The sequence below is a fragment of the Pseudomonas sp. A-RE-22 genome (assembly GCF_019956035.1).
GTDB classification, from domain to species: Bacteria; Pseudomonadota; Gammaproteobacteria; order Pseudomonadales; family Pseudomonadaceae; genus Aquipseudomonas; species Aquipseudomonas brassicacearum.
Genome location: NZ_JAHBCZ010000045.1, coordinates 1 through 20,576, shown reverse-complemented (window position 1 = coordinate 20,576; position 20,576 = coordinate 1). Strand labels below are relative to the sequence as shown.

General features: G+C 63.3%; 23 protein-coding genes. 16 read left to right on the top strand and 7 right to left on the bottom strand.

Going from position 1 to position 20,576, the window contains the following annotated elements:
* From KGA89_RS21745 to KGA89_RS21730, 4 genes are all read right to left on the bottom strand, one after another.
* Complete coding sequence (locus KGA89_RS21745; RefSeq protein WP_223472507.1) at nucleotides 1-1,179, bottom strand: cytochrome D1 domain-containing protein; 1,179 nt, start codon at nucleotides 1,177-1,179, stop codon at nucleotides 1-3.
* A complete protein-coding gene (locus KGA89_RS21740; RefSeq protein WP_024616180.1) occupies nucleotides 1,176-1,505 on the bottom strand; it encodes a c-type cytochrome in 330 nt (109 codons plus the stop codon). Before KGA89_RS21740 ends, KGA89_RS21745 begins: the two co-directional genes overlap by 4 nt.
* 180 nt (nucleotides 1,506-1,685) lie before the next feature.
* Nucleotides 1,686-1,994: a c-type cytochrome gene (locus tag KGA89_RS21735; RefSeq protein ID WP_003182369.1), complete on the bottom strand. Its 309-nt coding sequence runs from the start codon at nucleotides 1,992-1,994 to the stop codon at nucleotides 1,686-1,688.
* Nucleotides 1,995-2,018: 24 nt separating this feature from the next.
* Nucleotides 2,019-3,698: a cytochrome D1 domain-containing protein gene (locus KGA89_RS21730; RefSeq protein ID WP_003202504.1), complete on the bottom strand. Its 1,680-nt coding sequence runs from the start codon at nucleotides 3,696-3,698 to the stop codon at nucleotides 2,019-2,021.
* A 267-nt stretch (nucleotides 3,699-3,965) separates the two neighbouring features.
* Between KGA89_RS21730 and KGA89_RS21725 the strand changes: the two genes are divergently transcribed.
* The 6 genes from KGA89_RS21725 to KGA89_RS21700 all read left to right on the top strand — a co-directional run bounded on the left by KGA89_RS21725 (nucleotide 3,966) and on the right by KGA89_RS21700 (nucleotide 9,603).
* Nucleotides 3,966-4,700, top strand: a complete 735-nt coding sequence (locus KGA89_RS21725; protein WP_411740647.1) for a CbbQ/NirQ/NorQ/GpvN family protein — start codon at nucleotides 3,966-3,968, stop codon at nucleotides 4,698-4,700.
* Nucleotides 4,684-5,268 (top strand): cytochrome c oxidase subunit 3 family protein, encoded by a 585-nt coding sequence (locus tag KGA89_RS21720; protein ID WP_223472505.1) that lies wholly within the window; start codon nucleotides 4,684-4,686, stop codon nucleotides 5,266-5,268. Before KGA89_RS21725 ends, KGA89_RS21720 begins: the two co-directional genes overlap by 17 nt.
* Before the next feature lie 12 nt (nucleotides 5,269-5,280).
* Nucleotides 5,281-5,538 (top strand): cytochrome C oxidase subunit IV family protein, encoded by a 258-nt coding sequence (locus KGA89_RS21715; RefSeq protein WP_223472504.1) that lies wholly within the window; start codon nucleotides 5,281-5,283, stop codon nucleotides 5,536-5,538.
* 177 nt (nucleotides 5,539-5,715) lie between these two features.
* Entirely contained in the window at nucleotides 5,716-6,156 is a 441-nt protein-coding gene (locus KGA89_RS21710) for a c-type cytochrome (protein ID WP_003202495.1), read from the top strand.
* 3 nt (nucleotides 6,157-6,159) lie between these two features.
* Entirely contained in the window at nucleotides 6,160-7,587 is a 1,428-nt protein-coding gene (locus tag KGA89_RS21705) for a cbb3-type cytochrome c oxidase subunit I (protein WP_003202492.1), read from the top strand.
* A 177-nt stretch (nucleotides 7,588-7,764) separates the two neighbouring features.
* The gene (locus tag KGA89_RS21700) at nucleotides 7,765-9,603 is read left to right on the top strand and encodes a nitric oxide reductase activation protein NorD (RefSeq protein ID WP_003202491.1); all 1,839 of its coding nucleotides are present in this window, start codon (nucleotides 7,765-7,767) and stop codon (nucleotides 9,601-9,603) included.
* A gap of 4 nt (nucleotides 9,604-9,607) precedes the next feature.
* Here the strand turns inward: KGA89_RS21700 and KGA89_RS21695 are convergent, their stop codons facing one another.
* Both KGA89_RS21695 and KGA89_RS21690 read right to left on the bottom strand, forming a co-directional pair.
* Nucleotides 9,608-9,808 (bottom strand): hypothetical protein, encoded by a 201-nt coding sequence (locus KGA89_RS21695; RefSeq protein WP_003202489.1) that lies wholly within the window; start codon nucleotides 9,806-9,808, stop codon nucleotides 9,608-9,610.
* Complete coding sequence (locus KGA89_RS21690; RefSeq protein WP_003202487.1) at nucleotides 9,805-10,488, bottom strand: Crp/Fnr family transcriptional regulator; 684 nt, start codon at nucleotides 10,486-10,488, stop codon at nucleotides 9,805-9,807. Before KGA89_RS21690 ends, KGA89_RS21695 begins: the two co-directional genes overlap by 4 nt.
* Nucleotides 10,489-11,061: 573 nt before the next feature.
* Between KGA89_RS21690 and KGA89_RS21685 the strand changes: the two genes are divergently transcribed.
* Both KGA89_RS21685 and KGA89_RS21680 read left to right on the top strand, forming a co-directional pair.
* On the top strand, nucleotides 11,062-12,252 hold the full coding sequence (locus tag KGA89_RS21685; RefSeq protein WP_223472503.1) for an NnrS family protein: 1,191 nt from the start codon (nucleotides 11,062-11,064) through the stop codon (nucleotides 12,250-12,252).
* A gap of 25 nt (nucleotides 12,253-12,277) precedes the next feature.
* Entirely contained in the window at nucleotides 12,278-12,715 is a 438-nt protein-coding gene (locus tag KGA89_RS21680; RefSeq protein WP_013693510.1) for a membrane protein, read from the top strand.
* 176 nt (nucleotides 12,716-12,891) lie between these two features.
* On the opposite strand, the gene ytfE is transcribed toward KGA89_RS21680, so the two are convergent.
* Complete coding sequence (ytfE, locus tag KGA89_RS21675) at nucleotides 12,892-13,566, bottom strand: iron-sulfur cluster repair protein YtfE (protein WP_003202481.1); 675 nt, start codon at nucleotides 13,564-13,566, stop codon at nucleotides 12,892-12,894.
* 161 nt (nucleotides 13,567-13,727) lie between these two features.
* Between ytfE and norR the strand changes: the two genes are divergently transcribed.
* The 8 genes from norR to KGA89_RS21635 all read left to right on the top strand — a co-directional run.
* On the top strand, nucleotides 13,728-15,260 hold the full coding sequence (gene norR / locus KGA89_RS21670; protein ID WP_223472502.1) for a nitric oxide reductase transcriptional regulator NorR: 1,533 nt from the start codon (nucleotides 13,728-13,730) through the stop codon (nucleotides 15,258-15,260).
* 206 nt (nucleotides 15,261-15,466) lie between these two features.
* On the top strand, nucleotides 15,467-16,114 hold the full coding sequence (gene pdxH, locus KGA89_RS21665) for a pyridoxamine 5'-phosphate oxidase (protein ID WP_223472501.1): 648 nt from the start codon (nucleotides 15,467-15,469) through the stop codon (nucleotides 16,112-16,114).
* 88 nt (nucleotides 16,115-16,202) lie between these two features.
* Entirely contained in the window at nucleotides 16,203-16,757 is a 555-nt protein-coding gene (gene moaB, locus KGA89_RS21660) for a molybdenum cofactor biosynthesis protein B (protein ID WP_003202476.1), read from the top strand.
* Nucleotides 16,754-17,989, top strand: a complete 1,236-nt coding sequence (gene glp / locus KGA89_RS21655; protein WP_223472500.1) for a gephyrin-like molybdotransferase Glp — start codon at nucleotides 16,754-16,756, stop codon at nucleotides 17,987-17,989. The genes moaB and glp overlap by 4 nt, the downstream gene beginning before the upstream one ends.
* A gap of 81 nt (nucleotides 17,990-18,070) precedes the next feature.
* Complete coding sequence (locus KGA89_RS21650; protein ID WP_003202473.1) at nucleotides 18,071-19,066, top strand: peptidase U32 family protein; 996 nt, start codon at nucleotides 18,071-18,073, stop codon at nucleotides 19,064-19,066.
* Between the two features lie 11 nt (nucleotides 19,067-19,077).
* Nucleotides 19,078-19,968, top strand: a complete 891-nt coding sequence (locus tag KGA89_RS21645; protein ID WP_003202470.1) for a U32 family peptidase — start codon at nucleotides 19,078-19,080, stop codon at nucleotides 19,966-19,968.
* Complete coding sequence (locus KGA89_RS21640) at nucleotides 19,962-20,432, top strand: SCP2 domain-containing protein (protein WP_003202468.1); 471 nt, start codon at nucleotides 19,962-19,964, stop codon at nucleotides 20,430-20,432. The genes KGA89_RS21645 and KGA89_RS21640 overlap by 7 nt, the downstream gene beginning before the upstream one ends.
* Nucleotides 20,432-20,576, top strand: a 145-nt coding sequence (locus KGA89_RS21635; protein ID WP_317850995.1) for a putative zinc-binding protein, incomplete at its 3' end; no start/stop codon positions are given. The genes KGA89_RS21640 and KGA89_RS21635, both read left to right, overlap by 1 nt.

The window sequence follows — 20,576 nt, the reverse complement described above, 5'->3', positions numbered from 1 at the left end:
TCAGTACCCCGGCTTGTGCGCGCGACTGCTGAAGAAAATGCCGCTCGGGCTCAGGGCCGGCAGGCTGTTCAGGCGTTCGAGGCGATAAGGATCCCAGACCTGCACCTGACCACCATCCCGGGCGGACAGCCACAGTTGGTCACCTCGCGCGGTGAACTCCATGTGCAGCACCGCAGGGCCTGGCCGCAGGTCGGCGACGATGGCGTGGGTCTGGGTGTCGATGACCTGGACGCGGTCGTTGTCCGGGTAGGCGAAGTTGACCCACAACTGCCGGCCGTCCGGTCGCGCCGTGACGAACACCGGTTGGCCGACCACGGCGATGGCGTCGGTCTGTTGCCAATCCTGGGCGTTCATCACCAACACCTGGTGATGCCCGACGGCAGGCACGAAGGCTTGCTGGTCGGCCAGGGCCCAGCCTTCCAGATGCGGCATCTTGTACACCGGGAGCCGTTCCTGGCCGCGGCCGTAATGCCCCAGTACCCGTTTCACCCCGCGCTCCGGGTGCCAGAGATCGAGTTGGGCCATGCCGTCTTCACCGAACAGCCCGGCCATGTAATAACGCCCGTCCGGGGTGATGAGGGCATCGTAGGGTTGCTGGCCGATGGCGGTGAAACGCTCGATGCGCGGGGTGAGGCCGAGGCTGAAGTCGGCGGTCCAGATCTCGCCAGTGTCGAACAGGCTGAACACGAAGCGTTGCCCTGGCGCGTCCACCAAGCCAACCACCCGTGAGCGCTTTTGGCCGTCGGGCAAAGGCGTGGCCGGGATGTCGGCGACCTGTTCCAATGTCTGGGCATCGAATACCTTGACGCCGCCGGGCTCGTAGTTGGAGACGGCGATCAGCTTGCCGTCCTGGCTGATTGCACCGCCGATGCTGTTGCCGCCCTGGATGATGCGCCGCTCGATGCGCGCGGTCAGCAGGTCGACTTTGCTCAGGCCACCGTCGCGACCGAACACGTAGGCGTAGCGCTGGTCGCGGGAAAACACTACCGAGGCGTGGGACAAGTCACCCAGGCCTTCGACGCGGCCCAGGGCGGTGCGGGTGTCGCTTTCAATGATTTGCAGGCTGCCGGTGGCGCGCTCTACCACCACGCCCAAATCGCCGGTGCCGCGCAACGGTGTCTGGGCGCAACCGCAGAGCAGCAGGGCGATGGCGGTGGAGGAGAGCAATGAACGGATCATGAGGCGGGTTTTCCTTGAAGGAGCCGGTCCACCAGCCAGCGAATGTCGTCGGGCGCAAGCAACGGTGCCCAACCGGGCATGGCGCTGCCGGGCCGTCCGAGGGTGACGGTGGCGATGAGGCTGTCGCGGGATTTTCCGGCCAGGGCTTCGTGGGTCAGGGGTGGGCCGAGGCCGCCGGTCATGTACAGGCCGTGGCAGGCGCCACAATCCTGGTCCAGCAGGTGTTGCAGTTGGGCCTGGCGCTGGCTGTCGGGAGCGGCCAGCACGCAGGAGGAGAAAACAAAGAGGAGGGTGGTTATCAAGGTTGCAGAGCTGTGTCGTTCCATGACGTCCTCCTGATCAAGAAATAAAGTTGGGCGCGGCTCCTGTGGTGAGGGGATTTATGTGGGAGCAAAGCTTGCTCGCGAAACAGCCGCCTTGATCTCTGAAAGACTGCATCGCCCCCATCGCGGGCAAGCTTTGCTCCCACATAAATCCCCTCGCCACAGGGATGTGCTCCTTGAGCGTTATTTAAGGGTCAAGACCCACGCAGCCAGGATCTTGGCTTCTTCTTCCGTCACGGGGTTGGCCGGCATCGGCATCGGTCCCCAGTTGCCTTGCGTACCTTCCTTGATGTGCTTGGCGAGCAGGTCTTGCGCTCCAGGGACGCTGGCGTTTTTCGCCGCGACGTCCTTGAGTGCCGGGCCAACCACCTTGGTGTCGATGGAGTGGCAGGCCGCGCAGGGCTTGCTCTTGAACAGCGTCGGGCCGTCTTGGGCCAACGCCGGCAGGCTGTAGGCGGCAGTCAAGGCCAAGGCAATCAGAATAGGCTTCATGGTTTTTCCTCTTATTGATGGGGCTCAATAGATGTCGTGTTGGGTGTTGTAGACGTTGAATTTCCCGGTCGGGGTGATCAGGCGCTTGTCCTTGATCACGTTCTTGACCTTGAGGGTCTTGTCGTCGATCACCACCAGCGCCGACTCGTCTTCCTGGCCACTCCAGACCGAGAACCAGACCTCGTCACCGGCCTTGTTGTATTCCGGTTGCACCACACGCAGCGCGCCTTTCTTGATACCGGCGTACTCGGCAATCGGCAGCACGGTGTAGCCGGCGTCGAGCTTGTCGATGTCGAACACCGCTACCGACTGGCTGAGCTTGGCGTCGGGGCTGAGGGTGGTGTCGACATACAGGTGACGGGACGCGGGGTGAGTCTTGATGAACAGCGAGCCGCCGCCCTGGCCCTGGAGCGTACTGACCTGTTTCCAGGCGTATTGCGGGTGATTGACCGGGTCGGTGCCGATCAGCGAAACCCCGGCATCGCCCAAGTGGCTGGTGGCCCAGACCGGTCCGTAGAGTGGGTGGTTGAAGTTGGCGCCGCGTCCCGGGTGCGGGGTCTTGCCAACGTCCACCAGGGCGGTGAGCTTGCGCTCCTTGGAGTCGATCACCGCGACCTTGTTGGAGTTGTTGGCGGCCGTCATGAAGTAGCGATGGCTGCTGTCCCAACCGCCGTCATGCAGGAACGGCGCGGCGTCGATGCTGGTGATGGTGAGGTTCTTGATGTCCTGGTAATTGACCAGCATCACCTTGCCGGTTTCCTTGACGTTGACGATGAACTCCGGCCATTCGTGGGAGGCGATGATGGCCGCGACGCGAGGCTCGGGATGGTATTGCTGGGTGTCGACGGTCATGCCGCGCGTCGAGACGATCTGCTTGGGCTCCAGGGTCTCGCCGTCCATGATGGTGAACTGCGGCGGCCAGTACGAGCCGGCGATGGTGTACTTGTCTTCGTAGCCTTTGAACTTGGAAGTCTCCACCGAGCGCGCTTCGATGCCCACCTTGATTTCCGCGACCTTGGTCGGCTCCTTCGGCCACAGGTCGATCATGTCGATCTTGGCGTCCCGGCCGATCACCAGCAGGTAGCGGCCCGACGCAGAGATGCGCGAGATGTGCACCGCATAACCGGTGTCGATCAGCTTGACGATCTTCTTGCTGTCGCCGTCGATCAGGGCAATCTTGCCGTCGTCGCGCAGGGTCACCGAGAACAGGTTCTGCAGGTTGAGGGTGCTGATCTGCTTGGTCGGCCGGTCTTCGGGTTTGACCAGCAGTTTCCAGGTCTTGCGGGTTTCCGCCATGCCCCATTCCGGTGGGGTCGGTGGGGTGTGCTGGATGAACTTGGCCATCACCGTGATCTGGTCTTTGGTCAAGGCATTGGACGTGCCCCAGTTCGGCATGCCGGCGGCCGAGCCGTAGGTGATCAGCGCCTCCAGGTAGGCCTGGCCGCGCGATTGGGTGATGTCGGGTGTCAGCGGCTTGCCGGTGGCGCCTTTGCGAAGCACACCGTGGCAACCGGCGCAGCGCTGGAAGTAGATTTCCTTGGCCGTGTCGAAGTCGGCCTGGCTCAGGTCGGGCGCGCCTTCGGTCTTGACCACGCGGGGTTGTTCCGGCGCAGCGGTTTGGTCGGCGAAGGCGTGGGGGGCGGCCAGCGCTGTACACAGCGCCGTGACCCGCAGGGCCCACGATTTTTTGTGGCTGATCAGCATTCCATTTCTCCTCAGGCGTGACCCGCGCTGCGCTGTAATTGACGTTCGGCGCGCAGGTTCTTGGTGCGGTGCAAGGCTATGCCCAGGCCGGTGGTTAGCCGCTTGACGGCGATCAAGTTTGCCGGCCGCAGCCCTTGCCAGGTTGTCGCAGGGCACCGTAGCGTGGCCTGCAATCGTGTTGTCTGATCAGGCCTTGCCATGAACGCTATCCACACTTTGCAGCACCCCGATGAACCCTTTTATCAACCCCAGGACAACGAGCAGGCGATGTTCGAACAGGCCTGGCATCACGGCATGCCGGTACTGATCAAAGGCCCGACCGGCTGCGGCAAGACCCGTTTCGTCCAGCACATGGCCCACCGCCTGAAACTGCCGCTGTACACCGTGGCCTGCCACGATGACTTGAGCGCGGCCGACCTGGTGGGCCGTCACCTGATCGGCGCCCAGGGCACCTGGTGGCAGGACGGGCCCTTGACCCGGGCGGTGCGCGAGGGTGGCATCTGTTATCTGGATGAGGTGGTCGAAGCGCGCCAGGACACGGCCGTGGTGTTGCACCCGCTGGCCGATGATCGTCGGCAGTTGTACCTGGAACGCACCGGCGAAGTGCTGCAGGCGCTGCCGTCCTTCATGTTGGTGGTGTCGTACAACCCCGGTTACCAGAACCTGCTCAAGGGCATGAAGCCCAGCACTCGCCAGCGTTTCGTGGCGATGCGCTTTGGCTATCCAGCCGTGGCCGATGAAGAGCGCATCGTCGCCCGCGAGGCGGGGGTCGATCTGGCCCTTGCGGCCCAGGTGGTGCGATTGGGGCAGGCGCTGCGCCGGCTCGATCAGCATGACTTGGAGGAAGTTGCCTCCACGCGCCTGTTGATTTTTGCCGCGCGCATGATCGGCTCTGGGATGGACCCGCGCCAAGCCTGCCTGGCGTGCCTGGCCGAGCCATTGAGTGACGACCCGCAGACCGTCGCCGCGCTGATGGATGTGGTCGATGTCCACTTTGGCTGAAGCGGTTGCCGTGCCCCGGCGGTTGCCCGGGGACCTGGCGATGTGGTTTTTCATCCTCGCCGAGTTGTCGGTGTTCGCGTTGTTGATCCTGACGTTCGCCGTCGCCCAGGCGTTGTACCCGCAGACTTTCAGCGAAGGCCGGCAATTGCTGGACCGCTCCACGGGCCTGGCGATGACCCTCAGCCTGCTGACCGCCGGCCTGTTCGCCGCATTGGCCCAGGAGCAAGTCAGGCAGGACCGGCCGCGTCGAGCCGCGTCGTTGTTGAGTGTGGCGTTGTTGCTTGCCTGCGGTTATGTGGGGATCAAGCTCACGGAGTACGCCCATCTGTTGGCGAACGGTCTGGGGATGGAGCACAACACGTTCTTCACCTTGTACTGGATCCTTACCGCGTTCCACTTCCTGCATGTGCTGTTGGGCATGGTGATCCTCGCCTGGCTGGCCGAGGGTTGTCGGCGACGTCGTTATGGATCGCAGCGCAACAGTGGGCTGGAATCCGGCGTGCTGTATTGGCACATGGTCGATCTGGTCTGGGTGCTGCTATTCCCGGTTGTCTACATCCTTGATTGAGCGGAGGTGCTCATGTCGGCTTCCCGTGTCTTGATTGCTTGCTGGATGACGCTGGCCGTGCTGAGCACCGGCACCGTTGCCCTGGGCCAGATCGCGGCTACCGGACTGGTGTCCATCGCCATCCTGGTGATCGCGGTGACCAAGGCCTGGCTGATCGCCGACGGCTTCATGGAGCTGCGCCATGCGCCGCGATTGTGGCGGCGGTTGGTGTTGAGCTGGGCGGCGCTGCTGGCGACGGTGATCGGGCTCGTCATTTCATTCACGATCTGACCCTGCAAACACAAACCCTGTGGCGAGGGGATAAATCCCCTCGCCACAAAAGCTCATCTGCCTTTCGGGCTGTGTTGGAACAACCCACCAAAACCATCGGAGATTCTTGATCGCCATCAAGCGGTTTCCGACCCCGCGCTTCCTAGAATGAACACGCCAAGCAATGAGGAAGTGACCATGTCAGATACCTTCACCAAAGGCATGGCCAGGAATATTTATTTCGGGGGAAGCATCTTCTTCTTCCTGATATTCCTGGCCCTGACCTACCACACGGAACAGACCTTTCCAGAACGCAGCAACCAGGCGCAATTGACGGAATCGGTGATACGCGGCAAAGGCGTCTGGGAGCGCAACAACTGCATCGGCTGCCATACCCTGCTGGGCGAGGGCGCGTACTTTGCGCCGGAGCTGGGCAACGTGGTCAACCGCCGCGGCGGCGATGAAGCCTTCAAGCCGTTCCTGCAGGCCTGGATGAAAATGCAGCCGCTGAACGTTCCGGGTCGTCGGGCCATGCCGCAGTTCAACCTGAGCGAGCAGGAAGTCGACGACATCGCCGAGTTCCTCAAGTGGAGCTCGAAAATCAATACCAATGGCTGGCCGCCAAACAAGGAGGGCTGAGAGATGAGCATGGCTAATCCGCATCTGAAATTCGCCTCGCAGGCCGTCGCCAAACCCTACTTCGTGTTCGCCCTGATGCTGTTCCTGGGGCAAGTGTTGTTCGGTTTGATCATGGGCCTGCAATACGTGGTCGGCGACTTCCTGTTCCCGCTGATCCCTTTCAACGTGGCCCGCATGGTCCACACCAACCTGCTGATCGTCTGGCTGCTGTTCGGCTTCATGGGCGCGGCGTATTACCTGATACCGGAGGAGGCCGACCGCGAACTGCACAGCCCGAAACTGGCGCTCGTGCTGTTCTGGGTGTTCGCCGCCGCAGGTGTGGCGACGATCCTGGGCTACCTCTCGGTGCCTTATGCGACGCTGGCGAAATTCACCGGCAACGACTTGCTGCCGACCATGGGCCGCGAGTTCCTCGAGCAGCCGACCATCACCAAGATGGGCATCGTGGTGGTGTGCCTGGGGTTCCTCTACAACATCGGCATGACCCTGCTCAAAGGTCGCAAGACCACGGTCAGCATGGTGATGATGACCGGGCTGATCGGCCTGGCGGTGTTCTTCCTGTTCTCTTTCTACAACCCCTCGAACCTCGCCCGCGACAAGTTCTACTGGTGGTGGGTGGTGCATCTTTGGGTCGAAGGCGTCTGGGAACTGATCATGGGTTCGATGCTTGCCTTCGTCCTGATCAAGATCACCGGCGTGGACCGCGAAGTGGTCGAGAAGTGGCTCTACGTGATTATCGCCATGGCGTTGATCACCGGGATCATTGGCACCGGCCACCACTTCTTCTGGATCGGCGCGCCTGAGGTCTGGTTGTGGGTAGGCTCGATCTTCTCGGCGATGGAACCGCTACCGTTCCTGGCCATGGTGGTCTTCGCCTTCAGCATGGTGAAAAACCGTCGTCGGCAACACCCGAACCGCGCCGCCACGTTGTGGGCCAAGGGCACCACGGTTACCGCGTTCTTCGGCGCGGGTGTCTGGGGTTTCCTGCACACCCTGGCACCGGTCAACTACTACACCCACGGTTCGCAACTGACCGCGGCCCACGGTCACCTGGCCTTCTACGGTGCCTACGCAATGATCGTGATGACGCTGATCAGCTACGCCATGCCACGCTTGCGGGGCTTGGGTGAAGCGGCGGACGAGCGTTCGCAGCGCCTGGAGATCTGGGGCTTCTGGTTGATGACCTTGTCGATGGTGATGATCACCTTGTTCCTCACCGCAGCCGGCGTGGTCCAGGTGTGGTTGCAACGCTGGATGACGGATGGCAGTGCCTTGCCATTCATGGCCACGATGGATCATTTGAAGCCGCTGTTCTGGGCGCGACTGGTCAGCGGCGTCGGGTTCCTGGCCGGGTTGCTCTGCTACCTGTTCAGCTTCCGTCAACGTGGCCGTGCGGCCCTGCGCGCACCGGCGGCGGTGGTGCCTTCGTAAGTCATCACAACTACTGAGCCGGACTTATTTGTGATGAGAGGATTTATGTGGGAGCAAGGCTTGCCCGCGATGGGGGCGATGCGATCTTTCAGAGATCAAGGCGCCTGTTTCGCGAGCAAGCTTTGCTCCCACATGAATCCCCTCTCCACAATGGGTTCGGCTTAAGAGGAGATAACCATGGCATTCACCCTCGAGCTGGAAGAATGGGTCGGCAGTGTCTGGCACCGTTTCATCACCCGTCGGGCCAGTGTCGATTTTCCTGAGGCCCGGGTCGAGCTGGTCCCCCGGCAACGCTCGTTGCAGGTGCTGTTTCGCGCCACCGGCGGTGCGCCTCACCTGGGGGTGGAAGCGGTCAGCGACCGCGATTTGCTGCTGCGTCGCAACCTGTTGCAGCAGATCGCCGGCACCTGCAAGCAAGTGCCCCTGGCCTGTTGTGACGGCGATAACTTGCGGCTGCCGGCGAGCCTTGCGGCGTTTCCCGATGTCGGGCTCAACGAAGAGCTGTATCGCTGGCTCGCGCTGTTGGCCGCGCAGTCGGGGCCGATGAAACACTGGGGCAGGGACAATCAGTGCTGGACCCTGGCGGTGTTGAAGCGCTACCCGGCGCTGCGCCCTCGCTACCGGCGACTGGTGGACGCGCACCTGTCCCTGCGCCCCGATCCGGCCACGCTCAACCCGGCCGAAGCCGCCCTGGAGCGGGCGCTGTGCCAAGCCTTGCGCGAACCGGGCAGTGTCGAACATTTTCCACGCAGCGAGCGGGCGGCCTGGCCGTTGCCGCTGTGGCTATACCCACCCCAACACCTGGCCAATCCCCAGGCCGCCAACCTTGAGGAGTCCGAGCAATACCTGGCCACACCCCCCGGTGAACAGCAGGGCGGGCGCAAGCGCGCCGAGCGAATCGACGACGCCACCCGTGACGGTGGGCTGCTGATCGTGCGCCTGGAAAACCTGTTCAGTTGGACCGAACACGTGGACCTGGATCGCTGGGCGGATGACAGCGAAGACCCGGACGCTGCCCGCGTCGCCGAGGATCTGGATCAGTTGACCCTGTCGCGCACCCGCTTGCGCAAGGGCGGTGGTTTGAAACTGCACCTGGACCTGCCTCCGGCCGATGTAGATGACATCCCGTTGGGCGCAGGCATCCTGTTGCCGGAATGGGATTACCGCAAACAACGACTGCAGGACGACTTCGTCAGCCTGCAAACCTTCACCCCTCGCGATTGCCAGCCCCAGCCGTTGCCCGCACGCCTGCGAAGCTCGGCCCAGCGTTTGCGTCGCCAGTTCGAACACTTGCGCAACGATCGTCAATGGTTGCGCCAGCAAACCCAAGGCTCGGAACTGGACCTGCAAGCCTGGCTGGACTTTCATGTCGAGCGCCAGCACGGCCAGTGCAGCGAACGCGGACTGTTCATGGACCAGCGCCAGACTCGCCGCGACCTGGCCTGCCTGCTGCTGGCCGATTTGTCGATGTCCACCGATGCCCACCTCAACGACGAGCACCGGGTGATCGACGTGATCCGTGACAGCCTGTTGCTGTTCGGCGAAACCCTGTCGGTGCTGGGGGATGATTTCGCCTTGTACGGGTTCTCTTCCTTGCGCCGCCAGCAGGTGCGCATGCATGAACTCAAGGCCTTCAACCAGCGCTACGACGATCACACCCGCGGACGGATCCAGGGCCTCAAGCCCGGTTACTACACGCGCATGGGCGCGGCGATCCGCCAGGCCACGCAACGGTTGGCGGGCTGCAAGCGGCGGCGCAAATTGTTGTTGCTGCTCAGTGACGGCAAGCCCAATGACCTGGACCTGTACGAAGGACGCTACGGTGTGGAAGACACCCGCCAGGCAGTGCTGGAAGCCCGGCGCCAAGGGCTGACGCCGTTCTGCATTACCATCGATCGCGAAGCGGGGGATTACCTGCCGTACATGTTCGGGGCCAACGGCTACACCTTGATTCGCCAGCCCGAGCAACTGCCGCTGCGTTTACCGCAGTTGTACCGGCAATTGACTCAGGATTGAGGGTTCAGACGATGTCGCGGGGCAGCCAGAAGAACATGACGATGCAGAAGATCGTCAAGCCGACACAGAACCAGGTGAAGCGCCGCAACCGGCGCTCGCTGGCCTTTGCGGCCTCGACTGGCAGGGGCATGCCGCACTGGCGACATTCGGTTTCGTGTATCGGGTTGGCTTGTTGGCAATACAGGCAGGTGGGCTGTGTAGTCATTCGAACTGTTCCAGGCGCAGGCGATCGAGAATGGCGATCTGGCGACCGTCCTGGGTGATGATTTTTTCATCGATCAGGCGCCGGATGATCCGCGAGAAGGTTTCCGGCTGGATCGACAAGTGCCCGGCGATCAACTGCTTGGCCATCGGCAATTCGAACTGGCTGTCCACGGTTTGCAGGCGCACCAGTTGCGTCAGCAGGTAGCGCACCACGCGGTGGGTGGCGTTCTTCAGCGACAGGGTTTCAATCTCGTTGACCCGTTGGTGCAGGCGCACGCAGAGCTTGCCGAGCAAGGCGAAGGTCAGCCGGCTGTTGCTTTGCAGCAGACGCATGTACGTGGCGTTGGACAGCCGGTACACCTGGGTCGGGCCGACGGCTTCGGCGGACGCGACGTAGTTGGGGGTGTCCATCAGCATCATGGCTTCAGCGAAAGTCTGGCGCTCGCCGATCACCTCGAAGACCTTTTCCTGGCCATCCGGGGTCAGCCGGTAGATTTTCACCGCGCCGGAAATCACGAAGTAAAACGCCTGCGCCGGCTCTCCCTGGCGAAACAGCGGATCGCCCCTGTCGATGTTCAGCAATTGGCTGTTGCTCATCAATTCGTTGAGCTCTTCTTCGTTCAAAGGCTCGAACAGGTGATGGCTGCGCAGAATCTGGTGATGGACGCGGTGGAGCACCATGGCATGGAATCCTTGTAATAGCGAAAAGGTGATCGGGGTCAGACCAGGCTCAGGGACAGGCCGCTGGCCAGCGCCACGACGCAGGAGAGCAAGACGAACCAGGTAAGCGGCAGAACGACGGATTTCATGGATGACCCCGACAAGAAAGGTGATGCCGTGCCTGAGCAAGAGACGGGCCATGCCTGCGGGCGTTGATTCGTGGGGCGTTGGGGATGAGATGGGTAAAAATGACCCTGACCTGACAGGGTTAAAATAACCATGAAAGGGTGTTAAATACCCTATGAACTATAGTCCCTGTGAGAGCGAACTTGCTCGCGATGACGGTAGCACACCCGACATCAATGCCTGCTGACCCAGCGCTATCGCGAGCAAGCTCGCTCCCACAGGGGCAGAGGTGTTTTGTTGGGATGCTTGACCCGGTCCGGCAAGCCCCTTGCAAGTACCTGTTCGAGACGGGAGGTTGCCGATGAACTGGCTTGATCTGAGACAAGGCCAGTCAGCGTCGATAGCCGATCATTCGAACCCTGATTTGTCGTACCTCGCTGGCGGTTCAGCGAGGCAAAGGAGTGGTGTATGCAAGTGCTTGACCGTCGCAAGGCCATGGCCATTTTGCCGTTGTGGCGCCTGGCGTTCCGGCCGTTCTTTTTGGCCGGGTGTGTATTGGCGCTGTTGGTCGTTCCCCTTTGGCTCGCGGCGTTCACCGGGCGCTTGTCGGCCTGGCAGCCGGCTGGCGGCTGGTTGGCCTGGCATCGGCATGAACTGTTGTTCGGTTTCGGCCTGGCGATCATTGCCGGGTTCCTGCTGACGGCAGTGCAAACCTGGACTGCAATCCCCGGCCTGAGCGGCAAGCGCCTGGCAACCCTGGCGTTGTTGTGGCTGGGCGCGCGGCTGGCCTGGCTGGTGGATGCGCCCTGGCCGTTACTGACGCTGCTGGAGCTGGGTTTTGCCCTGACGGTCGCCGCGTTGATGGGCGTGATGTTGTGGCGTGTGCGGCAGAAGCGCAATTACCCGATTGTGCTGGTATTGCTGCTGTTGGCCGCCGCCGATGGGTTATCCGTATTCGGCCTGGTGCAGCACAACGAGGGCTTGCAGCGCCAGAGCGTGCTCACCGGCCTGTGGCTGGTGGCGGCGATGATGGGGTTGATCGGCGGTCGCGTGATTCCATTCTTTACTCAGCGCGGCCTCGGACGGGTCGAGGGCGTTGCCCCTTGGCCATGGCTTGATCGCCTGTTGCTGGCAGGGGCGGCGCTGGTGGCACTGTTGTATGCCTTCGGTCCGGCACTGGTGGCCAGCGTCTGGGTCGGCCTGTTGTTCGCCGCGTTGGCGGTGGGCCACGGGATTCGACTGGTGCGTTGGCATGATCGGGATTTGTGGCGGGTGCCGCTGCTGTGGTCGTTGCACCTGGCCTACGCCTGGCTGGCGGTGGCGTGCCTGGGCATGGCGCTGTGGCACTTCGGCGTGCCAGTGAACCCGAGCCTGGCGGTGCACGGCCTGACCATCGGCGCCATGGCCGGATTGATCCTGGCGATGGTTGCCCGTGTCAGCCTGGGCCATACCGGGCGCGCCCTCGAGCCACCGGCGGGCATGACCCTGGCGTTCATCCTGCTGAACCTGGCGTGCCTGAGCCGCGTGCTGTTGGTGCTGCTGTTGCCGTTGGCCGGGCTGTGGCTGGCGGCGCTGTGCTGGACGTTGGCGTTCGGTCTGTACGCCTGGCGCTATGGGCCGATGCTGCTCAAGGCTCGGGTGGATGGGCATCCGGGATGAGCCGGTTGGGCGGAGGGAATCGATGATGTACGGGGTCTTGCTGATCACGCACCTGTTGGCGGCCATCGCCTTTATTGGCACGCTGTTTTTCGAGGTTTTCATCTGGCATAGCGCCCGCCGGCCGCTGGCGCAAGGCACGCGGGACGCTGCCGACCAGGCCATCGCCCAGCGCTCGCGACGCGTGCTGCACGGCGTCGTGCTGGTGCTGTACGGCGCCGGCATGGCCCTGGCCTGGCAGCATCGCGGCGCATTGAGCCAGCCGTTGAACAACAGCTTCGGCCTGCTGCTGAGCCTGAAGATCCTGCTGGCGCTGAGTATCATCGGTCATTATTTGTGGCTGGCGTACTGGCTCAAGAGCGGTCGCCTGACACCCAGCCGCGCCTGCTGGTTGCGCCGCAGTATCCTGGGGCACATGGTGCTGATCGTGGTGTTGGCCAAGGCGATGTTCTATTGGCAGTTTTGAGCTGGAGAGTGAAGCCGGCACTTGATTCAAGGGGTTTGCAAAATAGGCTGGACACCCTCAATCCCCTGTGGGAGCGAGCTTGCTCGCGATGGCGCCGGATCAGTCAGTGTTGAGTTGCCTGACCCAGCGCCATCGCGAGCAAGCTCGCTCCCACAGGTGTGGTGTGCTGTTTGAGGTTAGTGAGCAGGCTTCATCGCATTGACGAACAACACATTGTTTTCCAGGTGGATGTGCTGCATCAGGTCATCACGAAACTCCACCAACCCGCGATACAGGGCGCGCCAGGTGTTGCAGGCGTCAGCGGGAGGGGTGATCTGGTCGGTCAGGGCGAGCATGGTTTCCAGGGCTTCACCGTGCTGGTCGTGTTCGTAGCGCAGTACCTGTATTGGCGCCGAGGCCCGCTCGCCCAGGCCCTGTTGCAGCATCGGGAACAGCACCTGTTCTTCCTTGAGCATGTGGCCTTCGAGTTCCTGGTACATGTCCTGCAGGTGATCGGCCAGGCCGTTCGGGCAACTGGGGCGCGCCCCGTGGACCTGCTCGACGCGCCGGGCCAGACGGATCAGCTCCGGCAGCTGTTCGCGATGGCGTGCGTGGTAGCGCTCCAGGATGTGGGCAATCAAGGTCGCCTGGGGCTCGTCGCGCCAGTCATGGCCCAGCTCCCCGGCGGCTTGCAGGGTGCGCAGGGCGTCGGCGATCAGCAGCGGGTTCAGGCCTTTGCCCAGCGCCGCTTCACGCAAGGACTTTTGCCCGCCGCAGCAGAAGTCGAGGTTGTAATGATGGAAGGTACGGGTTGCACCGGGAATATCGCAGGCCAGTTGGCCGAGGCTTTGTTCCAGCAGATCGAGGCTCATCATGTTTCCTTGGGTTGAATCCCGGCAGGGACAGATGAATGCTCTCTTTGCAGCCGACGTGCCAGATTCAACTGATTGAAAATGAAGCATTAAATTTTTGGCAGGGTGATTGTCACCCTGGCTGTGAAGGGTCAAACGAACCCTGGAGGGTCATCACTACCATGCTGCGTGAAAGCCTGGCCGCCGACCTGATCGTCGAGCTGCCCAATGCGGTGCGATTGCAGCGCCTGGTGCAGACCCTGCGCGAATACTTCAACAGTGGCGCCGTGGGGCTGCTGCGCCTGGACGATGACAGTCTCAGGCCCGTGGCCACCGTAGGCCTGGTCCACGAGGCGCTGGGACGGCGCTTCGTGATTGCCCAGCATCCGCGCCTGGCGGCGATCATGGCGTCGCGCGAACCTACCTGGTTCGAGCCGGACAGCCGTCTGCCGGACCCTTATGACGGCTTGCTCGACAACCACGTCGGTGAACCGCTGCCGGTGCATGACTGCATGGGCGTGAGCCTGTACGTGGAAGGCCGGCTCTGGGGGGCGATCACCCTGGATGCGTTGCACGCCGGCACCTTCGACAGCCGCGCCCGCGAAGAACTCAAACGCTGTACGTTGCAGATCGAAGCCGCCGTGCGGGTCACCCGGCTCGAGCAGGAAAACCGTAGCTTGCGGGCGTCGCGCAGCGATCCGGCGGACCTGCGCCTGCCAGCCGAAGAAGGTGAGATCCTCGGGCGCAGCGAGGGGTTGCAGCAATTGCTCAACGAGCTGGATGTATTGGCCGACTCCGAACTGCCAGTGCTGTTGCTGGGGGAAACCGGTGTCGGCAAGGAGTTGTTCGCCCGGCGGCTGCATCGGCTGTCCCGACGTGCCCACAAGCCGTTGGTCCAGGTCAACTGCGCAGCGTTGCCCGAGTCCCTGGCCGAAAGCGAGTTGTTCGGCCACGTCAAAGGCGCGTTCTCCGGGGCGACCACCGACCGCGCCGGGCGCTTCGATGCGGCCAATGGCGGCACGCTGTTTCTCGATGAGGTCGGCGAGTTACCGTTGAGCGTGCAGGCCAAGTTGCTGCGTACCCTGCAGAACGGCGAGATCCAGCGCCTAGGGGCGGACAAGCCACTGCACGTCGATGTGCGGATCATCGCCGCCACCAACCGGCATCTACCTGACAGCATTCGCGACGGGCTGTTTCGCGCCGACCTGTATCACCGGCTCTCGGTCTATCCGGTGCCGATCCCACCGCTGCGCGAGCGCGGCCACGATGTATTGATGTTGGCCGGGCACTTTCTCGAACTGAACCGCACGCGCCTGGGCTTGCGTGGGTTGCGTCTGTCGCCGGCGGCCGAACAGGCGCTGCTGGCGTACAGCTGGCCCGGCAATGTGCGGGAGCTGGAACACGTAATCAGCCGCGCGGCGTTGAAGCAATTGAGTCGCGGCGCCAATCGCAGTCTGATCATGACCCTGGAACCGCAGGTGCTGGACCTTGACGTCAACGCCAGCGCGGCCTCGGCGCAGGCGCTGCCGGAACAGGCCCTGCAAGCGTTGGATGCGCCCGTGCAACCCTTGAGCGAGGCTGTCGATGGTTGCCAGCGACAGGCGATCCTCAAGGCCCTGGAACGCTGCGGGCAGAACTGGGCGGGGGCGGCGCGGCTGTTGGAGGTTGACCCGAGCAATCTGCATAAGCTGGCGCGGCGGTTGGGGCTCAAGTAGCCGTTGACCGGCTAGACCGAGTTGCCTTCATCGCGAGCAAGCTCGCTCCCACAGGGATCTTGTGAACACAGCAGATCACCTGTGGGAGCGAGCTTGCTCGCGATAGCGCCCTTCAACCCACCACAAGAACCGCCATTGACAACGATCAAGGCCCGCCACCGCCGCAGAATCCACACTGGCCCAAACCCACAGTGGAGATCACCGTCATGCCCCTTTCCCTGGCCAAAATGCGCCGCCATTACACCCTCGATGGCCTGGATGAAACCCAGGCCCCCGACGACCCCATGGCGTTGTTCGCACTCTGGATGCAACAGGCCCGCGACACCGAAAGCCCGCCGGTGGAAGCCAACGCCATGGCCTTGGCGACGGTGGACGAGCAGGGCCGGCCTCACTGCCGGGTGTTGTTGCTCAAGGGTTTCGACGCCCAGGGCTTTTCGTTTTTCGGCAACTATGACAGCGCAAAGGGCCAGGACCTGGCGGGCAACCCCTGGGCGGCCATGACGTTTTTCTGGCCGGGTTTGGAGCGGCAAGTCCGCATCGAAGGGCCGGTCGACAAACTCGATCCGGCGCTGTCGGATGCCTATTTCGAATCCCGTTCCGTCGCCAGTCGCCTGGGTGCCTGGGCCTCGCCACAAAGCCGACCACTGGAGGACAGGGCTGCGCTCGAGTCCTTGCTGACGCAAACCGAAAAACGCTTTGCCGATCAACCCGTGCGGCGCCCCGACCATTGGGGAGGCTATTGCCTGCGGCCCGAACGGATGGAGTTCTGGCAAGGCCGCGCCGACCGTTTGCACGATCGCCTCGACTACCGCCTGCAAGACGGCGTCTGGCAGCGCAGTCGCCTGGCGCCTTGAGCGCCGAGGGAGGTACCTCCAAGGAGGAATAGGCCCGGCAACGATTGCGGTTCAGGCTGGGCCATCTTTTCTGACAGGACGGCTGATCATGGCCCATCTGACGCAACGCCTCTTTCAACCGCTGAACATCGCGGTCCTCACCATCAGCGATACCCGAACCTTCGAAACCGACACCTCGGGCCAAACCCTGGCGGACCTGCTGCAAACAGCCGGACACGTGCTCATCGACCGTGGGCTGGTGAAGGACGATATCTACCAGATCCGCGCCCAGGTCTCCCAATGGATCGCCGACCCCAAGGTGCAGGTGGTGTTGATGACCGGCGGCACCGGGTTCACCCCGCGCGACAACACCCCCCAAGCGGTGGCGCCACTGCTGGACAAGCAGGTGGACGGTTTCGGCGAGCTGTTCCGCCAGGTGTCGCTGGCGGAGATCGGCATGTCCACCCTGCAATCGCGCGCCTTGGCGGGCATGAGCAATGGGGTGCTGGTGTGCTGCTTGCCGGGTTCGCCGGGGGCTTGCCGGACCGGTTGGGAGCAGATCCTGGCCGGGCAATTGGACAGCCGCACCGGCCCGTGCAATTTCACTCCGCACCTCAAGCCCCAGGACGGCATCGCCCCGACGGCTTGTGAGACACGCTCGTGAGCGGCCGGGTGTGCGACAGCGGCGTGCTGATGCCGGTGGATGAGGCGATCCGTCATCTGCTCGACCAGGCACCGCCGCCACCGCCCGTGCAACGGGTTGGCCTGGACCAGGCCCTGGCGCGTGTGCTGGCCACTGACATTGTGTGCCCGATGAACCTGCCGGCCTGGGACAACAGCGCGATGGACGGCTATGCCCTGCGGGCCGCTGACCTGCCGGGTGACGGCGGCTACCTGCTGTTGGGCGGGCGGATCGCCGCGGGTGACGAGCCGGGCGAACCGTTGCAGGCGGGGCAGGTCGTGAGGATTTTTACTGGCGCGCCGCTGCCACCGGGGGCCGACACGGTGGTGCCGCAGGAAAGCTGTCGCGTCGATGGCGAGCGGGTCTGGTTGCCGTCGGTCAACGGCGGCGACCATGTTCGCAAGGAAGGTGAGGAACTGCGTCGAGGAGACCGGCTGCTTGAAGCCGGCACGCGTCTGCGCGCCCAGGAGTTGGGTTTGCTCGCCGGTGCCGGTGTCGGCCAGGTGGACGTCTATCGCCCCTTGCAAGTGGGTTTGCTCAGCAGCGGCGATGAGCTGCGTGAGCCGGGCGAGCCACTGGCGCCAGGACAGATCTACAACAGTAATCGCCATAGCCTCGCCGCGCTGTTGCGCGGTTGGGGTGTCGAGGTGCATGACTTCGGGGTTATGCCCGACCAGCTATTGGCCAGTCGACAAGCGTTGCGCCTGGCCGCCGCCGAATGCGATGTGCTGATCACCTCGGGCGGTGTCTCGGTGGGTGAAGAGGACCACCTCAAGCACGCCATCGAAGCCTTGGGCAGCATTGACCTCTGGCGCCTGGCCATCCAGCCGGGCAAGCCCCTGGCTTTTGGGGATGTGGAAGGCAAGCCATGGATCGGGCTGCCGGGCAACCCGTCGGCGGCATTGATTACCGCGCTGATCGTCGTGCGTCCGTTCCTGTTCCGGGCCCAGGGCATGGGCGACGTGTTACCCGTGCCGTTGCAGGTGCCGGCCGGGTTCGACTGGCTCAAGCGCAACCGGCGCCGGCAGTACCTGCGGGCCAGGTTGGTTCCGGATGCCAACGGCCACCTGTGCGTGGAACTGCACCCTCAGCAAAGTTCGGCGATGCTGACGGCCGCTTGCTGGGCCGATGGACTGGCGGTGGTGGAGTGTGAGGCGCAACTGCACAAGCACGACAAGGTGCTGTACCTGCCATTCGCCGAGCTGATGCATTGACGGCAATTGATTGCCGTCAAGGTCGCCGGCCGAGGGCTGGCTAGACTGGCGGCGCTTGAGTTTTTCTCATGAGGATGCCCCATGCAACTGGTTTGCCCGGCAGGGAATCTGCCTGCCCTCAAAGCGGCGGTGCGCCAAGGCGCCGATGCCGTCTATGTCGGCTTTCGCGATGACACCAATGCCCGGCACTTCGCCGGGCTGAACATGGACGACAAGCAGTTCGACGCGGCTGTCGCACACATCCGTCAGCACCAACGCAAGCTGTACGTGGCGGTCAATACTTACCCGCAACCCAAGGGCTGGGAACGCTGGCAACGGGCGGTGGACCGCGCCGCCGATTTCGGCGTGGATGCCCTGATCGCCGCCGACCCCGGCGTGCTCAGCTACGCCCGCCAGCGCCATCCACAACTGGCGCTGCATCTGTCGGTACAAGGCTCGGCCACCCACGCGGCGGCCCTGGCTTTTTATGCAGAGCGCTATGACATCCGCCGCGCCGTGCTGCCACGGGTACTGTCCCTGGCCCAGGTGCGCCAGGTGGCGGCGGGCAGTCCGGTGCCGATCGAAGTCTTCGGTTTCGGCAGCCTGTGCATCATGGCTGAAGGTCGTTGCCACTTGTCTTCCTACATCACCGGCGAATCGCCGAACCTGTGTGGCGTCTGCTCGCCCGCCAAGGCGGTGCGCTGGAGCGAGGACGCCCAAGGCCTCAGCGCACGCCTGAGCGAGGTGCTGATCGACCGCTACACGCCCGAAGAACCGGCCGGTTATCCGACCTTGTGCAAAGGCCGCTTCCTGGTGGGCGGCAAGCGCTTCCATGCGCTGGAAGAACCCACCAGCCTCGACACCCTTGACCTGCTGCCGGAGTTGGCAGCCATCGGTGTCGAAGCGGTGAAGATCGAAGGTCGCCAACGCAGCCCTGCCTACGTTGAACAAGTGACCCGGGTCTGGCGCGCCGCACTGGATGCCCATCAGGCCGCGCCGCAACGGTTCCGGGTGCAGGAAGAATGGCGCCAGGTGCTGGCTGGCTTGTCCGAAGGCAGCCAGACCACCCTGGGTGCCTACCATCGATCATGGCAATGAGGGGAGGCCAGATGAAACTCAGCCTGGGACCGGTCCTGTTTTATTGGGACAAAGCGCAACTGGGGAATTTCTATGCCGAGATGTCGGCATTGCCGCTGGACGTGATTTACCTGGGGGAAACCGTTTGTTCGAAACGCCGGGCGTTCTCCCTGGATCAGTGGCTGGGCTTGGCGCGCGAGCTGCAAGCGTGCAGCCAGGCACAGATTGTATTGTCGAGCCTGACGCTGATCGAGGCGGCCTCGGAGCTGTCCTCGCTGCGACGCCTGTGTGACAACGGCCAGTTGTTGGTGGAAGCCAATGACATGGGCGCGGTGCAGTTCATGGCCGAACGCAAGCTGCCTTTCGTCGGCGGCCCGGCGCTGAACCTGTACAACGGCCACGCCCTGGGGCAATTGCTCGACAGCGGCATGATCCGGTGGGTGCCGCCCGTGGAATGTTCGGCGGCGCTGATCGGCGATGTGCTGGAGCAGGTGCGGGACATGGACCGCGAGGTGCCCGAGGTGGAGATTTTCGCCTACGGTCATCTGCCCTTGGCGTACTCGGCGCGCTGCTTTACCGCCCGAGCCGAAAACCGCCCCAAGGACGACTGTCAGTTCTGCTGCATCAACTACCCCGACGGCCTTGCGCTGAGCAGTCAGGAAGGCCAACAGCTGTTCACCCTCAACGGCATCCAGACGATGTCCGGCGAGGTGACGAACCTGCTGGCCGATTACAACGCGCTGATGGCCTGCGGCGCCGATGTGCTGCGCCTGAGCCCTCGCGCCCAGGGCATGGCCGAGGTGGTCACGGCCTTCGACAAGGTGCGCCAGGGCGAGGCACCACCGCTGTTCGTGGACGGTTGCAATGGTTACTGGCACGGCCATGCCGGCATGTTGAAGGTAGAGGAGGCGGGCCTGTGTTGAGTCCGAAGAAGTGGGTGCTCAAAGGCGCCGACCGCTTGCTGCCGCTGGTGGGCAAGGTGCCGTTCGTGGTGCAGCGACTGGCGTTGCAGCAGGCGCTCAATCGCTGCCTGGCCGAGCCGCTGCGCGATGGCGGGTTCGATGTGCTGCGTGGGCGATGGTTGTGCCTGCGTGTGCCGGACTTGAAGTTGTGCTGGTACCTGACTTTGGCACGGGATGGATTGCGGATTGCCGAACGGGCCGAGGCCCAGGTCACCATCAGCGGCAACTGGCGTGAGTTTCTGTTACTGGCCAGTCGGCAGGAAGATCCTGACACGTTGTTCTTCCGTCGCCGGTTGGTGATCGAGGGGGATACCGAGTTGGGGCTGGCACTGAAGAATCTGATCGACAGTCTTGATCCGGACGTCCTGCCGCCGTGGCTCTGGCGCAATCTGGAGAGGGCGGGCAAGGGGTTGGCGACGGTCTGATGAAAGCTTCGAACGCGCTTCCCCTGGTGTATTCGTGTTCCGGTTGTTCCAATGTGGCGCAACTGGCCAACACCGTCGCCCTGCGGCTGGACCGTGCGGGTCTGGCGGAGATGTCTTGTATTGTCGGGGTGGGTGGGCATGTGG

What these genes read in the sequence shown, in the direction of transcription:
- KGA89_RS21745 (WP_223472507.1), bottom strand. Translation starts at nt 1,179, where the DNA reads ATGATCCGTTCATTGCTCTCCTCCACCGCCATCGCCCTGCTGCTCTGC.
- KGA89_RS21740 (WP_024616180.1), bottom strand. Translation starts at nt 1,505, where the DNA reads ATGGAACGACACAGCTCTGCAACCTTGATAACCACCCTCCTCTTTGTT.
- KGA89_RS21735 (WP_003182369.1), bottom strand. Translation starts at nt 1,994, where the DNA reads ATGAAGCCTATTCTGATTGCCTTGGCCTTGACTGCCGCCTACAGCCTG.
- KGA89_RS21730 (WP_003202504.1), bottom strand. Translation starts at nt 3,698, where the DNA reads ATGCTGATCAGCCACAAAAAATCGTGGGCCCTGCGGGTCACGGCGCTG.
- KGA89_RS21725 (WP_411740647.1), top strand. Translation starts at nt 3,966, where the DNA reads ATGTTCGAACAGGCCTGGCATCACGGCATGCCGGTACTGATCAAAGGC.
- KGA89_RS21720 (WP_223472505.1), top strand. Translation starts at nt 4,684, where the DNA reads ATGTCCACTTTGGCTGAAGCGGTTGCCGTGCCCCGGCGGTTGCCCGGG.
- KGA89_RS21715 (WP_223472504.1), top strand. Translation starts at nt 5,281, where the DNA reads ATGTCGGCTTCCCGTGTCTTGATTGCTTGCTGGATGACGCTGGCCGTG.
- KGA89_RS21710 (WP_003202495.1), top strand. Translation starts at nt 5,716, where the DNA reads ATGTCAGATACCTTCACCAAAGGCATGGCCAGGAATATTTATTTCGGG.
- KGA89_RS21705 (WP_003202492.1), top strand. Translation starts at nt 6,160, where the DNA reads ATGAGCATGGCTAATCCGCATCTGAAATTCGCCTCGCAGGCCGTCGCC.
- KGA89_RS21700 (WP_003202491.1), top strand. Translation starts at nt 7,765, where the DNA reads ATGGCATTCACCCTCGAGCTGGAAGAATGGGTCGGCAGTGTCTGGCAC.
- KGA89_RS21695 (WP_003202489.1), bottom strand. Translation starts at nt 9,808, where the DNA reads ATGACTACACAGCCCACCTGCCTGTATTGCCAACAAGCCAACCCGATA.
- KGA89_RS21690 (WP_003202487.1), bottom strand. Translation starts at nt 10,488, where the DNA reads ATGGTGCTCCACCGCGTCCATCACCAGATTCTGCGCAGCCATCACCTG.
- KGA89_RS21685 (WP_223472503.1), top strand. Translation starts at nt 11,062, where the DNA reads ATGCAAGTGCTTGACCGTCGCAAGGCCATGGCCATTTTGCCGTTGTGG.
- KGA89_RS21680 (WP_013693510.1), top strand. Translation starts at nt 12,278, where the DNA reads ATGTACGGGGTCTTGCTGATCACGCACCTGTTGGCGGCCATCGCCTTT.
- ytfE (WP_003202481.1), bottom strand. Translation starts at nt 13,566, where the DNA reads ATGAGCCTCGATCTGCTGGAACAAAGCCTCGGCCAACTGGCCTGCGAT.
- norR (WP_223472502.1), top strand. Translation starts at nt 13,728, where the DNA reads ATGCTGCGTGAAAGCCTGGCCGCCGACCTGATCGTCGAGCTGCCCAAT.
- pdxH (WP_223472501.1), top strand. Translation starts at nt 15,467, where the DNA reads ATGCCCCTTTCCCTGGCCAAAATGCGCCGCCATTACACCCTCGATGGC.
- moaB (WP_003202476.1), top strand. Translation starts at nt 16,203, where the DNA reads ATGGCCCATCTGACGCAACGCCTCTTTCAACCGCTGAACATCGCGGTC.
- KGA89_RS21650 (WP_003202473.1), top strand. Translation starts at nt 18,071, where the DNA reads ATGCAACTGGTTTGCCCGGCAGGGAATCTGCCTGCCCTCAAAGCGGCG.
- KGA89_RS21645 (WP_003202470.1), top strand. Translation starts at nt 19,078, where the DNA reads ATGAAACTCAGCCTGGGACCGGTCCTGTTTTATTGGGACAAAGCGCAA.